The sequence below is a fragment of the Cobetia sp. PDI-23MA genome (genome assembly GCF_059507735.1).
The window spans coordinates 1,317,902-1,334,566 of sequence record NZ_CM183352.1; the positions used below are offsets into that span (position 1 = coordinate 1,317,902).

The window sequence follows — 16,665 nt, forward strand, 5'->3', positions numbered from 1 at the left end:
CAGATGGCCATACCTTCCTATGCAACTCGTGGTGAGCGGATCTGGCATTGGGTGTTCTGCGTGCTCTGCGCGCTGATCTTCCTGTTCCTGATCGGGCCGATCCTGGTGATCATTCCGCTCTCGTTCAATGCCGAACCCTACTTCACCTTCTCGGAGAAGATGCTGTCGCTGGACCCCGATGGTTACTCGCTGCGCTGGTATCAGGAGTTCTTCACCTCGGATGAGTGGATGCGCTCGATCAAGAACAGCATCATCGTGGCGGTGTGCGCGACGGTGCTGGCCACGGTACTGGGCACGCTTGCCGCACTGGGGCTTTCCAGCCGCTTCATGCCGTTTCGCAATACCATCATGGCGATCCTGATCTCGCCGATGATCGTGCCGCTGATCATCAGCGCCGCGGCGATGTTCTTCTTCTTCTCGAAACTGGGGCTGACCCAGACCTATCTGGGCGTGATCCTGGCGCACACGGCGCTGGGCATTCCCTTCGTGGTGATCACGGTGACGGCGACACTGTCCGGCTTCGATCACTCGCTGACACGTGCGGCACACTCGCTGGGGGCCAGTCCGAGCCGCACCTTCTTCCGCATCATCCTGCCGCTGGTGACGCCGGGAGTGGTGTCCGGTGCGCTGTTCGCCTTCATCACCTCGTTCGATGAGGTGGTGGTGGTGCTGTTCATCGCCGGGCCGGCGCAGACCACCATCCCGATCCAGATGTGGTCCGGTATCCGCGAGGAGATCAGCCCGACGATTCTGGCGGTGGCCACGCTGCTGGTGCTGGTCTCGATCCTTCTGCTGGCGACACTGGAGCTGATTCGCCGTCGCAATGAACGTCTGCGCGGCCTGACGCCGAGCTGATCTTTGTCCTCTGCCCTCTGCTCTCTGCTCTTGAGTGCTGGGCGCTCGATAGCGGTGAGAAACAGGAGTCGCAAGAAACGCCTGTGCCCCCGCAGAGTCTGTCTGCGGGGGCGCGGGCGTTTCAGGGTCGGGCTTGGAGATAGGTTTTGGAGATAGGTTTTGGAGATAGGTTTTGGAGATAGATCTTGGAGATAGTGCTTGGAGGACAGGGCTTGAGAAAAAGCCTGCTTCGTCAGGCCGCGCCGAGTCGCTTGTAGAGCGTGGTGCGACTGATGCCCAGCTCCCGCGCGAGACGCGAGACGTTGCCGCCCAGCGCGTCCAGCGCGCTCTGCAGCTCCTCGGCACTGGAAAGATTCGGCAGCGAGGACAGGCGGCTCGGTTGAGAGGACTGGTGAGCAATCTCGCCCTCTGCTGCGGGACAGTCGCCTTCTACCGCGAGGCAGTCGCCCTGTGATGCGAGACAGTCGCCCGCCAGCATCACATGGCACGGCTCCAGGGTCGGCCCGTCGCACAGTGCCAGTGCCAGGCGCAGCACGTTGTCCAGCTCGCGCACGTTGCCGGGCCAGTCATGCCGGGTGAGGCGATCGAGGAAGGCGGGCGTGATGGGCGGCAGCTCACGTTGCTGCTCCCGGCACAGCCGTGTCAGCAGGGCACGACTCAGGCCGGCGATGTCGTGACGCTCCCTCAGCGGCGGCAGGGCGATGGTGGCGCCACACAGGCGATAGTAGAGATCCGCTCGGAAGCGCCCGGCCTTGACCAGCTCACTGAGGGGCTGATGGGTGGCGGCGACCAGTTCGAAATCGACCCGCTGCGGCTTGCCGCCGCCCAGTGGGGTGACTTCACGCTCCTGCAGCACGCGCAGCAGGCGCGCCTGTACATGCAGTGGCATGTCGCCGATCTCATCCAGGAACAGGCGCCCGCCATTGGCCTCGAGCAGGCGGCCTTCGCGTCCGGCGGGGTCGGCACCGGTAAAGGCGCCGCGCCGATAGCCGAACAGCTCGGCCTCGACCAGCTCATCAGGCAAGGCGGCGCAGTTGATGGCGACCAGCGGCTGATGGGCGCGATGACTGGCCTGATGCAGCGCCTTGACCACTTCCTCCTTGCCGACGCCGGTCTCGCCCTGCAGCAGCAGTGGCAGGCGGGCGTTCACCAGCCGCGTCAGCAGCTCGCAGACCCTGGCCCAGCCGGCATCGCCATGATGCAGGCGCGCAAGGCTCGGGTGGCACGCTGCCTCGCGAGTGGTGGTCTCGGCCGGTGTCTGGCTTTCCGGGGGCTCAGCCGGTGCGCGGGCCACGACCCGTGGCCTGGGCAGGACTGCGCGCAGGGTGTAGCCAGTGAAGCGTGGGTGCTGGGTGAGCGTCAGACACTGCGCATCGGCGAGCATGGCCAGCGGTGCCCAGTCCAGCTGCCAGCGTGCCAGCGGCTGGCCCAGCAGCAGGTGGATGTCGTCGCGAGTGGCGCAGCTATCGCTGTCCGCTTCATGGGGTGCGCTGTCAGGGGCTGACGGAAGCTCAAGATGAGACGCCAGCAACTGCAGCCCCCGGCGACTGGCAGCCGCGACCTGGCCTTGCGGCGTGACGGCCAGCAGGGCCGCGCTGGGTGAATCCAGCTGCGAGCGGTTGAGATGCAGGCGCAACAGGTGATGGTCGTGCCCGTGCGCCTCGCCCAGACGGCGTTGCTCGATGTCATCCGCCAGTACGCCGAGCATGCCAAGGCTGTATTGGCGCACACGGTAGGGATCGCAGATCAGTCCCAGGCACCCCTCGCAGGCGCCGGGCGTCAGGCCGCGACTGGCACTCCAGCTGGCGGGTGCCAGCAGAGCGGCACTGGCGCTGGCCAGCCCCTTGAGACATTCGGCGTCATGCGCCTCGAGGGCGATGCGCGCCAGACGATTGGCGCGCGGTGCATTCAGGGTCTCGGCGATGGCGTTGTGGCCCAATGACTCCTCACGCCAGCGCGCGCCGGGGTGCAACAGGGCGGCATCATGGCCCAGCAGCTGTTGATGGCCGTAGCTTGCCAGCACCACGCCGTCGCGGTCGGTCAACACCAGACACGCCTGCCAGTGATCGAGCAGGTTGAGGGTATGGCCGGCTACCGCTGACGCCACCGTCGCCATCAGGCTGGCGGCCTGACGCTGACGCCAGACGAGCTCCTCCGGCGGGCACCTGAGGGTTGAGGCCGGCAGCGCCGAGGGGAAAGAAGAGGGAGAAGAGGGAAGATCAGAGGGCAGAGCCGCCGCAGGCGTTGCGCAGGCGGCGCCTGGATCGAGCGCCTGATCCTCCGCGTGGCGGGCTGGATGCTTGGCCGAATTGTGGGCAGCGTGGCGCGCTGAATGCTTGGCGGCGTGGGGTAGTGGCATGCGACGTCCCTTGTGCGGCGGGCCTTTCAGGCCTCTGTTGTTATTGGTGCTTTGACCGGTGCTGTGATCGATGCTGTTTTCGGTGCTTTTATCGATCTGGGGGAGTGTTCACGGCAATGTTCACTTGCGCGTGGTGAGTGTTCAGTTCCGAGGACTCCAGTGTTCAGACACTGTTCACCAGAGTAGCGGCAGACGCGGCGGATGACGGGCTAGACCATGGTCTGCCCCTGCCTTGGTCGCATCTGGCAAGTCACTGAATGATCGACAAAAGAGAGGAATCTGGCGACCTCCGGTGGTCGATGGAGGGTGTCTGTGGGCAGGTGTCTGCGCGCGGCTGGCATAGGGTTCGCTTGAGGAGGGTCACCAGGTGGGCGTGAACACTCGGCAGTGGTTGGCCGTGTCCTTGCCCCGATGACTTTCACCAGACGAGACAGCGCCATGTCCTTGAGCCTTGAGGCGGTCACCCGCCGGGTTGGCCGCGAGACCCATATCGACAGGGTGGATCTGACCTTCGAGCCCGGCTCCTTCAATGTGCTGCTGGGACGCACCCTGTCCGGAAAGACGTCGCTGATGCGCCTGATGGCGGGTCTCGATGTGCCCAGTGACGGACGCATCGTAATGAACGGCGAGGACGTGACCGGCCGTCCGGTGCGCGAGCGCAACATTTCGATGGTCTATCAGCAGTTCATCAACTACCCGAGCCTGAGCGTCTACGACAATATCGCCTCACCTTTGAAGCTGGCGCGCATGGCGCCTGAGGAAATCCGCCGCCGCGTACACGAGATCGCCGAGCTGCTGCATATCGAGCAGTTCCTTGCGCGTCAGCCGGCGGAGCTGTCCGGTGGCCAGCAGCAGCGCACGGCCATGGCGCGCGCGCTGGTCAAGGATGCCGACCTGGTGCTGTTCGATGAACCGCTGGTCAATCTCGACTACAAGCTGCGCGAAGAATTGCGCCACGAGATGCGCAGCCTGTTCGCGACCCGCAACACCATCGCCGTCTACGCCACCACCGAGCCCGGCGAGGCGCTGGCGCTCGGCGGCACCACCACGCTGATGCATGAAGGGCGGGTGCTGCAGTCCGGGCCTACCGAGGCCGTCTACCATCATCCGCTGAGTGTCGAGGCGGCGAAGCTCTATTCCGAGCCGCAGATCAATCTGTTCGAGGCCGAGGTGCGCGGGCGTGAGCTGGCGTTCTCCGGCGCGGCCAGTGCCGGCGAGCAGGGCAGCCGTTTCGTGCTGCCCGCGCCACTGGCGGGGATCGAGAGCGGGGCCTATCGCTTCGGTATCCGCCCCAGCCATCTGGGGCTGGCACCGCTGGCCGATGATGATCTGGAGTTCGCCGTCACGGTGGATATCGCCGAGATCTCCGGCTCCGAGACCTTCCTGCATGTCAGCAATGCCGACCACTCGCTGGTCCTGCATCTGGCCGGCATCCACGACTTCGCCGTGGATGATGCCATCCGCGTCTATGCCCCCGCCCACAAGCTGTTCGTCTACGCCGCCGATGGCGGTGACGGTGCGGGGCAGCGTGGCGATGGGGCACTGATCCGCTCGCCCGAGCGACCCACCACGACTGGCGGAGGGCTGGCCTGATGGCGGAAATACACCTCAATGATCTGGCGCACAGCTACCTGGCGGCGCCCACCGCGGACAGTGATTACGCCATCCGGCGCATGAATCATGTCTGGCAGCAGGGCGGCGCCTATGCACTGCTCGGCCCGTCGGGGTGTGGCAAGAGCACCCTGCTCAACATCATCTCCGGTCTGCTGGCACCCTCCGAGGGCGAGGTGCGCTTCGATGATCGCGTGGTCAATCGGCTGCCGCCGGAAGAGCGCAACATCGCCCAGGTGTTCCAGTTCCCGGTGGTCTACGACACCATGACGGTCTTCGACAATCTGGCCTTCCCGCTGCGCAATCAGCGTCAGCCGGAGCACAAGGTGCAGTCTCGGGTGCGTGAGATCGCCCAGGTGCTGGAGCTGGAAGACCTGCTCACGCGACGTGCCAGCAACCTGACGGCCGATGAGAAGCAGAAGGTCTCGATGGGCCGTGGCCTGGTGCGCGATGACGTGGCCGCCATCCTGTTCGATGAACCACTGACGGTCATCGACCCCCACCTCAAGTGGAAGCTGCGCCGCAAGCTCAAGCAGATCCATGAGCAATTCAACATCACCATGGTCTACGTCACCCATGATCAGCTGGAGGCCTCGACCTTCGCCGACAAGATCGCGGTGATGTACGAGGGCCGCATCGTGCAGTTCGGCACCCCGCGCGAGCTGTTCGAGGACCCCGCTCACACCTTCGTGGGCTATTTCATCGGCTCGCCGGGCATGAACCTGGCCAGCATCACGCTGGAATCGCAGGGCGTGCGGCTCGGCACGGGGGAGGACGCACCCCTGCTGCATCTTCCACAAGCGCTGCTGGCGACACTGGCGGAGCGCAAGGGCGAGCTGAAGCTGGGCATCCGGCCGGAGTTTGTCGAGCTCGAGGCCAGCGACAGCTCACCGGCGGCGGTGGTTCCCGACACCCGCGAGCATTGGCTGAGTGGTCAGGTCACGCTGGTGCAGGACCTGGGGACCTACAAGGTGGTGGACCTCAACATCGGCGGCGGCTGCCTGTTCAAGGCGCGTATCGAGGAAGATGCGCCGCTGCCGGAAGGCCGCGTGCGTCTGCGCCTGCCGGCCCGCTGGCAGCGCTTCTATCTCGATGAGCATCTGCTGGATCTGTCACAGGCTGGTGCGCCCGACAGTGGCGAGGCAGACAGCTTTGCCAGGGGGGAGAGCGGCGGCTCTGTCAGAGGGGAAAGTGGAGAGCAGCCGGGAGGGAATGCCTGATGCAACGCACACACAACAATCGTGCCTGGTGGCTGGTGCTGCCGGTGGTCATCGTGGTGGCGTTCTCGGCCATCATCCCGATGATGACGGTGGTCAACTACTCGGTGCAGGACATCTTCGATCCCTCCACGCGCTTCTTCGTCGGCACCGAATGGTATCGCGAGATCCTGCGTGACGAGCGCCTGCACGACTCGCTGATCCGGCAGTTCGTCTATTCCTTCGCGGTGCTGGCCATCGAGATTCCGCTGGGGATCGCCGTGGCGCTCTCGATGCCGCGCAAGGGCTTCATGGTCTCGCTGTGCATGATTCTGCTGGCCTTGCCGCTGCTGATTCCCTGGAATGTGGTCGGCACCATCTGGCAGATCATCGGTCGTGAGGACATCGGCCTCTATGGCTGGGCGCTGGGCCAGCTGGGCATCGACTACAACTACGCCTCCAATCCGGCCGACGCCTGGGTGACGGTACTGGTGATGGATGTCTGGCACTGGACGTCGCTGGTGGCGCTGCTGTGCTATTCGGGGCTGCGTGCCATTCCCGATGTCTATTACCAGGCCGCGCGCATCGACCGTGCCTCGCCCTGGGCCGTGTTCCGCTACATCCAGCTGCCCAAGCTCAAGAGCGTGCTGTTGATCGGCATCATGTTGCGCTTCATGGACAGCTTCATGATCTACACCGAGCCCTTCGTGCTCACTGGTGGCGGGCCGGGTACCACCACCACCTTCCTGTCCCAGACCTTGACCCAGATGGCGATCGGCCAGTTCGATCTCGGACGTGCCGCTGCCTTCTCGCTGATCTACTTCCTCATCATCCTGCTGGTCTCGTGGCTGTTCTATACCGCCATGACCCATCAGGACAGTGACGACGCCTGAGGAGACGAGTGATGACCACACGCAAGCGTCTGGTAATGACGATCTATCTGCTGTTTCTGCTGGTGCCGATCTACTGGCTGCTGATCATGTCCTTCAAGTCGAATCAGGAGATTCTCGGCGGCCTGACCCTGTGGCCCGAGAATTTCACCTTCGACAACTATCGGGTGATCTTCACCGATCCCAGCTGGTACATGGGCTACCTCAACTCGATGAGCTACGTGGTGCTCAACATGCTCATCTCGCTGGCGGTGGCGCTGCCGGCGGCCTATGCCTTCTCGCGCTATCGCTTCCTGGGCGACAAGCATCTGTTCTTCTGGCTCTTGACCAATCGCATGGCGCCGCCGGCGGTCTTCCTGCTGCCGTTTTTTCAGCTCTATTCCTCGGTGGGACTGTTCGATACCCCGCTGGCGGTGGCGCTCGCGCACTGTCTGTTCAACGTGCCGCTGGCGGTCTGGATTCTGGAGGGCTTCATGTCCGGTGTGCCCAAGGAGATCGACGAGACGGCCTATATCGACGGCTACAGCTTCCCGCGCTTCTTCCTGACGCTGTTCATTCCGATGATTCGCCCGGGAATCGGGGTGACCGCCTTCTTCTGCTTCATGTTCTCGTGGGTGGAGCTGTTGCTGGCGCGAACCCTGACCTCGACGGAGGCGAAACCGATAGCGGCGGTCATGACGCGAACGGTCTCGGCCTCGGGCATCGACTGGGGCGTGCTGGCCGCCGCCGGTGCCCTGACGCTGATTCCCGGCATACTGGTGATCTACTTCGTGCGCAACCATGTCGCCAAGGGCTTCGCCCTGGGCCGGGTATGATCGGCACCAGGTCGAGCGCCGCTGTCATTGCCGTCAGCAAGTCTCTGCTGGCGGCTCACAAGAGGACATGATGATGGAATGGATGGCCTGGACACTGCCCACGTCACTCTTCTTTGCCGGTATCGGCATCCTGCTGCTGGGCATGACCGCCTGGCAGTTCGTGACCCCGACGTTGAGTCGTCAGGGCTTTCTGCCCATCGCGACCACGCGGGGCGACAGACTGTTCATCGGCCTGCTCTCCAGTGGCTGGCTGCATCTGCTGTGGTTGGGCTTTACCGACCAGGTGCTGTGGATCATCAGCATCGTGTGTGTCGTCTGGATGCTGGTGTTGATGAAGTGGGGATGAAGTGGGGATGAAGTGGGGATGACATGCGGGGAGATGTGCAGAGGAGAGAGCGCTTACGACAGGCAGCGTCGCCCGGTGGCAACACGGAACCGGACAGCCTGTGGGGAGTCCCAAGCGGTTCTGACTGGCATCCGCCAGTGTCATTCGCCGCTCTGGAATCTCATTGCATGTCGTCATCTCGCTCACCGCATCGCTCGTCTACAGGTAGTGCTTCAAAGGGGGCTTCACATGGCGACTCTCCCTCGCCGAGCAAGAACCGCCGTCGTCTCTGGGCGGGCGTGACAGGGCTGAGCATTGCCTGCGTTGTCGCCCTCGGTTGGTGGGCCGGTACACCGCTCGACAACCCGGACGCCACGACGCCTGATCAGCAGGCCGGGGATGGCGAGGCGGGGCAATCAACAGTGTGGCAGCAGTATCAGCGCCAGTGGCAGGCCAATCAGGCCCGCTCACCCGAGGCGCGCAAACCACTGCCTCTGCCTGACGTTTCCCGCGCCGGCTACCACCAGGGCGAGGCACTTCCGGCGCTTGAACTCGAGCCGCGTGAGGCGGGTGAAGCGCCAGGAAAGGGCTCGGCAGAAAAGGGCACGGCAGATGAGAGCGAAAAAGGCGCGCTGCGCCGCTTCGATGTCACGGCCTACGGCGCGGATGGCAGTGACACCCTGAGTGATCGCCGCGCGATCCTCAGGGCGCATGCCGCCATGCGTGACTGGCAGCGCCAGGGCAGTAATGACGCCGACCGCCCCGCGCGCCGCGGCGTGCTGTATTTCCCGGCGGGGGAGTACGTGGTGTATGGGGCGGCCGAACGCGACTGGTTTCACTCCCGCCTAGTGGCACTGAAAGCCGCGGTGGCGGATGCAGAACACCAGCAGGCGCTGCGCGAGGCATTGCTCAAGATGCAGGGGTTGAGTCTGGCAGGCAGCCACTGGACCTTGATGGGCGCGGGCAGTGATGTCACGCACCTCAGGCAGACCCGGCCGATGCTGCCGTTGCACGCCAGCTGGTACTGGAGCACTCCCTGGCTGCTGCATCTGGGCAATCTGGCCGAGGGTGGCAAGCAGGAAGAATGGCAATCCGTCACGCCGACGAGCCACCGGCAGCCGGCGGATACGCAGGACACGATCACGCTGGCGGATGAGGCGGGTCAGTCGGACGAGACAGATGGCGCAGCACTCGCGCCAGGCGATGAGGTGCTGCTGGAGAGCATCGACAAGCGGCCTGAGGCAGTGGCCCGTGCCCTGGCGCCCTATCAGATGGAAAAGGATGCCAAGACCGGCAAGTCGCGTTGGTTGATCGAGCGTGACGGAGTGATCAAACGGGCGCGCTACCGCGTGGTGGCACGTGACGGCAAGCGCCTCACGCTCTCGTTGCCGGTGGTGCATGAGCGCTTTCCCGATGAGCAGTGGCGCATCGCTCGTCTGCACCCGGCGCGGGAAGTCGGGGTGCAGGGCATCACGCTCAAGGGCAACTGGCGTGGGCACTTCAAGCATCATCGCAGCGCCGAGGATGACAGCGGCTTCGGCCTTCTGGATCTGGATGGCATCACGGATGGCTGGGTACGTGATGTACGGCTCGATAGTTTCAATCAGGGGGTGAAGGTGCGCCACAGCTCACAGCTGACACTCGAGGATGTGACGATGACCGGCAAGCCCGGGCATATCGCGATGACGATCAGTGACAGCAATCAGGTACTGGCCCGCCAGGTAGTCGACCAAAGTCATGCCTGGCATGCGCCCGGGGTGGCCCGCTACGCGACCCATAACGTCTACCTTGAACTGGAGCACGCCGGTGACAGTGGTATCGAGCTGCATGGTCAGCAATCGCGCGACAACGTGTTCGATCGCAAGCGTGGCGGTCATGTGCGCGACCGTTGGGGCGCCAGTGTCGGCCATCAGCCCAATCATCTGCGCGGGCTGGTGCTGTGGAATCCGGTCAATACCGGCAAGCCACATGCTGCCTGGCCCTTCATGCGCGCCGACTCTCATTTCGGCAAGGTGATCATGCCGACGGTCGTCGGGGCGACCGGGCATGCGCTGGGCATCGCCAATCGTCATGACTATGCCCGGGTGATGAATGCCAAGGGCGTGACCGAGTATGACCCCTTGCCGTCGATGGATGCCTTGCAGGCACGCGTCGAGTCACCGGGCGAGGCCGTGAAGCCCGCCTCGCTCTACCGTGCCCAGCGCGAGCTGCTGCGGGAGACGCGAGAGTGACAGCAAGCCGCTGAGCATCAGGGCAGCAGAGCAAGCAGGGCAGCAAGGACAACAGAGCAGCAGCCAACGACAGCCGATTGGAACGGCAGGAGGACGAGCAGCACCGAGAGCAATCAAGGCGGCGAATCGCGCCGCGCGACACGTGATTGACGGAAGTGGTTGTTGGAAGACGCGACACAACAATAACGCCAATGAAGGGACATCCCATGAGTCAGCACATCATTCGACCCGCACGCCTGCGTTACGCCATCGCCTTCGCCACGGCGGCGGGGCTCGCCGGCCTCTCCAGCCAGGCCATGGCCGATCAGTATCAGGATGCGGCAAGGAAGTGGATCGATCAGGAGTTCTCACCCTCCACGTTGAGCAAGGACGAGCAGATGTCCGAACTCGAGTGGTTCATCAAGGCCGCTGAACCGCTGCGCGGCATGGAAATCAAGGTGGCCTCGGAAACCCTGACCACCCATGAATATGAGTCAAAGGTGCTGGCCAAGGCCTTCAGCGAGATCACCGGCATCAAGCTGACCCACGACTTGATTCAGGAAGGCGACGTCATCGAGAAACTCCAGACCCAGATGCAGTCCGGGCGCAATATCTACGATGGCTATGTCAATGATTCCGACTTGATCGGCACGCACTTCCGCTATGGCAAGGTCGTGCCGATCAGCGACATGATGGAAGGCGACGGCAAGGCCTTCACCTCGCCGACGCTGGATCTGGACGACTTCATCGGGCTGGATTTCACCACCGGCCCGGATGACAAGCTCTATCAGCTGCCGGACCAGCAGTTCGCCAACCTTTACTGGTTCCGTGCCGACTGGTTCGAGCGCGAAGACCTGAAGAAGCAGTTCAAGGACAAGTACGGCTACGAGCTGGGGGTGCCGGTCAACTGGTCGGCCTATGAGGACATCGCCGACTTCTTCACCAATGACGTCAAGGAAATCGACGGTGAGCGCGTCTACGGCCACATGGATTACGGCAAGAAGGACCCGTCACTCGGCTGGCGCTTCACCGATGCCTGGTTCTCCATGGCGGGTGCCGGCGACAAGGGCCTGCCCAACGGCCTGCCGGTGGATGAGTGGGGCATTCGTGTCGAGGAATGTCAGCCGGTGGGCTCCTCGGTGACGCGTGGCGGCGCGGCCAACGGCCCCGCGGCTGTCTATGCCACCACCAAGTATGTCGACTGGCTGGGCAAGTACGCACCGCCGGAAGCCCAGGGCATGACCTTCTCCGAGTCCGGTCCGGTGCCGTCCCAGGGCAACATCGCCCAGCAGATCTTCTGGTACACCGCCTTTACCGCCGACATGACGCGGGATGGCCTGCCGGTGGTCAACGACGATGGCACGCCGAAGTGGCGCATGGCGCCGTCGCCGCATGGTCCGTACTGGGAAGAGGGCATGAAGCTTGGCTATCAGGACGTGGGCGCCTGGACCTTCTTCGATTCCACCCCGGAGAAGAACCGTCACGCCGCCTGGTTGTACGCGCAGTTCGTCACCGCCAAGACCGTCTCGCTCAAGAAGACTCTCGAAGGCCTGACGCCGATCCGCGAGTCGGATATCCAGTCCCAGGCGATGACCGATGCCGCGCCGAAGCTCGGCGGTCTGGTCGAGTTCTATCGCAGCCCGGCGCGGGTGCAGTGGTCGCCGACCGGCACCAACGTGCCGGACTATCCCAAGCTTGCTCAGCTGTGGTGGCAGTACATCTCCCAGGCCGCCAGTGGCGAAGCCACGCCACAGGAAGCCCTCGATGGCCTGGCCAAGGCACAGGACCGCATTCTCGAGCGTCTCGAGCGCGCCAAGGTGATGGACAACTGTGGGCCGAAGCTCAACGAGGAGCGTGATGCGGAGTACTGGTTCGCCCAGCCGGGTGCGCCGAAGGCCAAGCTGGACAACGAGAAGCCCAAGGGCGAGACCATCGCCTACGACGAGCTGCTCAAGAGCTGGAAGGAGTAAACGCGACTGGCGCGACACTGCGCCTTCGAGCAGTCTCGTGAAAGACAGCTGCAACGAAAACGCCCCTGCCGGTTTCCCGGCAGGGGCGTTTTAGTGCCAGATCGATCAGCGACAGCGTTTCATCACTGCCTCATGGCTGGCTTGCTGTTACGGCCTTCCATTACCGCTCTCAGTCCCGGCCCTCAATCGCCGCTCTCAATCACGGTAGAGATCGATGCTCGGGCAGGAGCAGATCAACTGACGATCGCCGTGCACGTTGTCGACCCGGTTGACCGCCGGCCACTGCTTGGCGGCCTTGACGTGCTCACTGGGGAAGGCGCCGATCTCACGGGAGTAGCTGCGCGTCCACTCGGCGTCCATCAGGTCGGCCTGGGTGTGCGGAGCGTGCACCAGCGGGTTGTCTTCCAGTGTCCACTCGCCTTGCTCGACACGGGCGATCTCGGCGCGAATCGCGATCATCGCCTCACAGAAACGGTCGATCTCATAGAGCGACTCGGACTCGGTCGGCTCGACCATCAGGGTGCCCGCCACCGGGAACGACATGGTCGGCGCGTGGAAGCCGTAGTCGATCAGACGCTTGGCGATGTCCTCCTCGCTGATGCCGGAAGCGGTCTTCAGCGGGCGGATATCGATGATGCACTCATGCGCCACGGTGCCGTTCTTGCCGCGGTAGAGCACCGGATAGTGTCCATCGAGACGCATGGCGATGTAGTTGGCGTTGAGGATCGCAAGCTCGGTGGCTTCACGCAGCCCCTGCGCGCCCATCATCTTGATGTAGGCCCAGGAGATCGGCAGGATCGCCGCGGAACCGAAGGCGGCGGCCGAGACGGCGGTGCACTCCGGTTTCACGCCTTCCAGCGGGGTGACCACGTGGTTGGAGACGAACGGCGCCAGGTGGGCCTTGATGCCGATCGGACCCATGCCCGGGCCACCGCCACCGTGGGGAATGCAGAAGGTCTTGTGCAGGTTGAGGTGCGAGACATCGCCGCCGAAGTCACCCGGGCGGCAGATGCCGACCTGGGCGTTCATGTTGGCACCGTCGATGTAGACCTGGCCGCCGTGGTCGTGAACTACCTGACAGGCCTCGCGCACGGTTTCCTCGAACACGCCGTGGGTGGACGGGTAGGTGATCATGATCGCGGACAGCTTGTCGCTGTGCTGCTCGGCCTTGGCACGCAGGTCTTTGATGTCGATGTTGCCGTTGGTGTCACACTCGACCACCACCACCTTCATGGCGGCCATCGCGGCGGAGGCCGGGTTGGTGCCGTGGGCGGAGCTTGGGATCAGGCAGATGTCGCGCGCGCCTTCGCCGATGGAGGCCTGATAGCGACGGATCGCGACCAGGCCCGCGTATTCCCCCTGGGCGCCGGAGTTCGGCTGCATGGAGATGGCGTCGTAGCCGGTGATCTCGACCAGGAAGGCCGACAGCTCATCGATCATCTGCTTGTAGCCGACCACCTGATCCGACGGTGCGAAGGGGTGGACGTTGGCGAATTCAGGCCAGGTCACCGGGATCATCTCGGTGGTGGCGTTCAGCTTCATGGTGCAGCTGCCCAGCGGAATCATCGCGTGAGTCAGTGACAGGTCCTTGTTCTCCAGACGCTTCAGATAGCGCAGCATCTCGGTTTCCGAGTGGTAGCGGCTGAAGGTCGGGTGGGTCAGGAAGTCGCTGTCACGCTGGCAGGCCGCCGGAATCGCGCTTGCGCCCTTGGCCAGCAGGTCCTGGTCCAGCGCGGCGACGGACAGGCCGTGCTCCTCGCCGAGCAGCACGTCGAACAGCACGCCGACGTCAGCGGCGGTGGTGGTCTCGTCGAGGTTGATGGTGATGCGGCCGTCGCCATGGTGGCGCAGGTTGATCTCGTGGGTCAGCTCGCGACCGTGGATCTTGCCCTCATCCACGCCGGTCACGGTGATGGCATCGAACCAGCTGTCGTGGGCCAGTGCCATGCCGCAACGGCTGACGCCCTCGGCGAGAATGCTGGTCAGGCGATGCACGCGGGTGGCGATGCGCTTGAGGCCCTCGGCACCGTGATAGACGGCATAGAAGCCGGCGATGTTGGCCAGCAGCGCCTGGGCGGTACAGATGTTGGAGGTCGCCTTCTCGCGGCGGATGTGCTGCTCGCGAGTCTGCATCGCCATGCGCAGTGCCGGGTTGCCGCGTGAGTCCCTGGAGACGCCGATGATGCGGCCCGGGATGGAGCGCTTGAGCTTGTCGGTGGTGGCGAAGAAGGCCGCGTGCGGGCCGCCGAAGCCCATCGGCACGCCGAAACGCTGGGAGGTACCGACGACGATATCGGCACCGAGGCTGCCCGGCGACTTGAGCAGCACCAGGCTCAGCAGGTCGGCGGCCACCACGGTCATCGCGCCATTGGCGCGCGCGGCGTCCAGCAGCGGCGCGAGGTCGCGCACCTGGCCGGTGTTGCCCGGATACTGGAAGAGGGCGCCGAAGATGTCGTGCTCGCCGACGTTCTCGGCGGCATCGATGACCAGCTCGAAGCCGAAGTAGTCGGCGCGGGTGCGCATGACGTCCAGGGTCTGCGGCAGCACGTCATCGGCGATGAAGAAGCGCTTGCTCCTGCTCTTCTTGTTGCCGCGCTGACACAGCGCCATGGCCTCGGCAGCGGCGGTGGCTTCGTCCAGCAGGCTGGCGTTGGCCAGCTCCATGCCGGTCAGGTCCATCACTGCCTGCTGGAAGTTGAGCAGCCCTTCGAGACGGCCCTGGGCGATTTCCGGCTGATACGGCGTGTAGGCGGTGTACCAGCCCGGATTTTCCAGCACGTTGCGCTGGATGACTGCCGGCAGGTGGGTGTTGTGGTAACCCTGACCGATATAGGTCTTGAACACCTTGTTCTGACGCGCGAGGCGCTTCAGGTAGTCCAGTGCTTCGGATTCCGTGCGTGGCCCTTCGAGATCCAGCTCACGGCCCAGACGAATGGCGGTGGGCACCGTGCGGTCGATGAGCGTGGCGATGCTCTCTTCACCCAGTGTCGCCAACATGCGCGTCACATTGGCATCGGTCGGCCCATTGTGGCGGGAGATGAAATCGTCGTGTCCGGCCAGCTGGGCCAGGGTAAGCGTCTCGTGAGCCATGCAAGAAATCCTGTGCTGCAACGGGGACTGCAGGGGGCAGTCCGCGGGAGGAACATCACCGTGCCAGCGAGGAGGCTGCGGGCAGGGCGTCGGGAATCATGGGGGCATCGACATCACTGCCGAGCATGCTGCAGTTGCTTCACTCCCGGCGCGCTCAGGGGCGGCCGTATGAGGAGCGTCGTGCCATCGAAGCGGGCCATCTAGACGGGCCATCGAAACGGGTGGCGCAGTCACGAGGGTGGCTGTGCGCGAATGTCGCAACCTCCTGCCCCGCGGATCTCGGCATGGGCAGGAGGCTCAGGCGGATCAGGCTTCGCTTTCGACCAGCTGAGAATAGGCATCAGCGTCGAGCAGCTTGTCGAGTTCGGCGCTGTCAGCGACCTTCATCTTCAGAATCCAGGCATCGTCATAGGGGCTCTCGTTGACGGATTCCGGCGCGTCTTCGAGGCTCTCGTTGACGGCGATGACTTCACCGGCCAGCGGTGCGTACAGATCAGAGGCCGCCTTGACGGACTCGATGACCCCGAACTCTTCTTCCAGTGCCAGCTCACGGCCGACTTCCGGCAGTTCGACGAAGACGACATCGCCAAGCGCTTCCTGGGCGTGGTCGGTGATCCCGATGGTCACGGTGCCATCGCCGTTGTCCTGAACCCACTCGTGACTCTCGGTGTACTTCAGCGTGGCGGGAATATTGCTCATGAGTGTTTTCCTATGTGAAAAGATTTTCTGATTCAGGGAATCGGTACGTCATTATGCCCCAAGGCCCCGGCGTGTGGCAGTGGCAGACTGCCGCGTGATGCTACGACTTTGGGCGTGTGCTGCTGACGGCCGTCCCTCTATCGTGGTCTGTCACTCTTCGGGCGTCCAGTGTCTTGCGTGGTTCACTCATGAAGCCCGCCATCATGGGCCTGCCTGGCCAATTGCTATGCATCGTTGGCCGGGCCGCCCGGCGCCTTGCCAGTGCGCCGTGACACCTCGTGAGAGGTTGAGCACCTCGCAGCAGTGCGGGAGATCGGTCGTGCCAGTGGGCGAGGATGTCCGAGTCACTATTGCGAGGCGCTCAAACTCGCGTTATGGTGCCGATAGTTTCTTATCGGAAACTTATTTCCATGTTGTGTCGTGAAGACCCGGCTGTCAATGCCTGATGCGTTCAAGCAAAGCGAACCTGATGAGCGCGCTGGTGGAGTCTTTACCTGAGGGTTACCGCGCCGGGCCTGCGGCTCGGCTTTCGGTTCGTCATTTGTCTCGACATCTGGCTTGGCTTGTTGTGAGACTTTTTTCGACAGTCTCGAGATCACCGGGCGCAGGATCTGCTGCCAGAAGACACGATGAGGCGATGAAACA

At 63.8% G+C, this 16,665-nt stretch carries 11 protein-coding genes; 8 read left to right on the forward strand and 3 right to left on the reverse strand.

Features of this window, described 5'->3' with window-relative positions; genetic code table 11:
• Nucleotides 1-3 precede the first annotated feature (3 nt).
• Entirely contained in the window at nucleotides 4-855 is an 852-nt protein-coding gene (locus tag AC5WNJ_RS05660; RefSeq protein ID WP_495930634.1) for an ABC transporter permease, read from the forward strand.
• Nucleotides 856-1,087: 232 nt separating this feature from the next.
• Here the strand turns inward: AC5WNJ_RS05660 and AC5WNJ_RS05665 are convergent, their stop codons facing one another.
• Nucleotides 1,088-3,214, reverse strand: a complete 2,127-nt coding sequence (locus tag AC5WNJ_RS05665) for a sigma-54-dependent Fis family transcriptional regulator (RefSeq protein WP_495930635.1) — start codon at nucleotides 3,212-3,214, stop codon at nucleotides 1,088-1,090.
• Between the two features lie 438 nt (nucleotides 3,215-3,652).
• Between AC5WNJ_RS05665 and AC5WNJ_RS05670 the strand changes: the two genes are divergently transcribed.
• The 7 genes from AC5WNJ_RS05670 (at nucleotide 3,653) to AC5WNJ_RS05700 (ending at nucleotide 12,231) form a co-directional block, all read left to right on the forward strand.
• Nucleotides 3,653-4,807, forward strand: coding sequence for an ABC transporter ATP-binding protein (locus tag AC5WNJ_RS05670; RefSeq protein WP_495930636.1), 1,155 nt, complete (start codon nucleotides 3,653-3,655; stop codon nucleotides 4,805-4,807).
• Nucleotides 4,807-6,045: an ABC transporter ATP-binding protein gene (locus AC5WNJ_RS05675; protein WP_495930637.1), complete on the forward strand. Its 1,239-nt coding sequence runs from the start codon at nucleotides 4,807-4,809 to the stop codon at nucleotides 6,043-6,045. Before AC5WNJ_RS05670 ends, AC5WNJ_RS05675 begins: the two co-directional genes overlap by 1 nt.
• A complete protein-coding gene (locus AC5WNJ_RS05680) occupies nucleotides 6,045-6,914 on the forward strand; it encodes a carbohydrate ABC transporter permease (RefSeq protein ID WP_043334509.1) in 870 nt (289 codons plus the stop codon). The genes AC5WNJ_RS05675 and AC5WNJ_RS05680 overlap by 1 nt, the downstream gene beginning before the upstream one ends.
• An 11-nt stretch (nucleotides 6,915-6,925) precedes the next feature.
• Nucleotides 6,926-7,726 carry a carbohydrate ABC transporter permease gene (locus AC5WNJ_RS05685; protein WP_043334505.1) on the forward strand — a complete coding sequence of 267 codons (801 nt, stop codon included), beginning with the start codon at nucleotides 6,926-6,928 and terminating at the stop codon, nucleotides 7,724-7,726.
• Nucleotides 7,727-7,799: 73 nt separating this feature from the next.
• On the forward strand, nucleotides 7,800-8,072 hold the full coding sequence (locus AC5WNJ_RS05690) for a DUF2160 domain-containing protein (protein WP_176678314.1): 273 nt from the start codon (nucleotides 7,800-7,802) through the stop codon (nucleotides 8,070-8,072).
• A 167-nt stretch (nucleotides 8,073-8,239) separates the two neighbouring features.
• Nucleotides 8,240-10,282, forward strand: a complete 2,043-nt coding sequence (locus tag AC5WNJ_RS05695; RefSeq protein ID WP_495930638.1) for a DUF4955 domain-containing protein — start codon at nucleotides 8,240-8,242, stop codon at nucleotides 10,280-10,282.
• A gap of 296 nt (nucleotides 10,283-10,578) precedes the next feature.
• Nucleotides 10,579-12,231, forward strand: a complete 1,653-nt coding sequence (locus AC5WNJ_RS05700; RefSeq protein ID WP_225348116.1) for an ABC transporter substrate-binding protein — start codon at nucleotides 10,579-10,581, stop codon at nucleotides 12,229-12,231.
• 195 nt (nucleotides 12,232-12,426) lie between these two features.
• On the opposite strand, the gene gcvP is transcribed toward AC5WNJ_RS05700, so the two are convergent.
• Both gcvP and gcvH read right to left on the reverse strand, forming a co-directional pair.
• Nucleotides 12,427-15,321, reverse strand: a complete 2,895-nt coding sequence (gene gcvP, locus AC5WNJ_RS05705; RefSeq protein WP_495930639.1) for an aminomethyl-transferring glycine dehydrogenase — start codon at nucleotides 15,319-15,321, stop codon at nucleotides 12,427-12,429.
• A 306-nt stretch (nucleotides 15,322-15,627) separates the two neighbouring features.
• Nucleotides 15,628-16,020, reverse strand: coding sequence for a glycine cleavage system protein GcvH (gcvH, locus tag AC5WNJ_RS05710; protein ID WP_043334495.1), 393 nt, complete (start codon nucleotides 16,018-16,020; stop codon nucleotides 15,628-15,630).
• Nucleotides 16,021-16,665 lie beyond the last annotated feature (645 nt).

Coding starts and splice junctions, on each gene's coding strand:
- AC5WNJ_RS05660 (WP_495930634.1), top strand. CDS start 4: ATGGCCATACCTTCCTATGCAACTCGTGGTGAGCGGATCTGGCATTGG.
- AC5WNJ_RS05665 (WP_495930635.1), bottom strand. CDS start 3,214: ATGCCACTACCCCACGCCGCCAAGCATTCAGCGCGCCACGCTGCCCAC.
- AC5WNJ_RS05670 (WP_495930636.1), top strand. CDS start 3,653: ATGTCCTTGAGCCTTGAGGCGGTCACCCGCCGGGTTGGCCGCGAGACC.
- AC5WNJ_RS05675 (WP_495930637.1), top strand. CDS start 4,807: ATGGCGGAAATACACCTCAATGATCTGGCGCACAGCTACCTGGCGGCG.
- AC5WNJ_RS05680 (WP_043334509.1), top strand. CDS start 6,045: ATGCAACGCACACACAACAATCGTGCCTGGTGGCTGGTGCTGCCGGTG.
- AC5WNJ_RS05685 (WP_043334505.1), top strand. CDS start 6,926: ATGACCACACGCAAGCGTCTGGTAATGACGATCTATCTGCTGTTTCTG.
- AC5WNJ_RS05690 (WP_176678314.1), top strand. CDS start 7,800: ATGGAATGGATGGCCTGGACACTGCCCACGTCACTCTTCTTTGCCGGT.
- AC5WNJ_RS05695 (WP_495930638.1), top strand. CDS start 8,240: ATGTCGTCATCTCGCTCACCGCATCGCTCGTCTACAGGTAGTGCTTCA.
- AC5WNJ_RS05700 (WP_225348116.1), top strand. CDS start 10,579: ATGGCCGATCAGTATCAGGATGCGGCAAGGAAGTGGATCGATCAGGAG.
- gcvP (WP_495930639.1), bottom strand. CDS start 15,321: ATGGCTCACGAGACGCTTACCCTGGCCCAGCTGGCCGGACACGACGAT.
- gcvH (WP_043334495.1), bottom strand. CDS start 16,020: ATGAGCAATATTCCCGCCACGCTGAAGTACACCGAGAGTCACGAGTGG.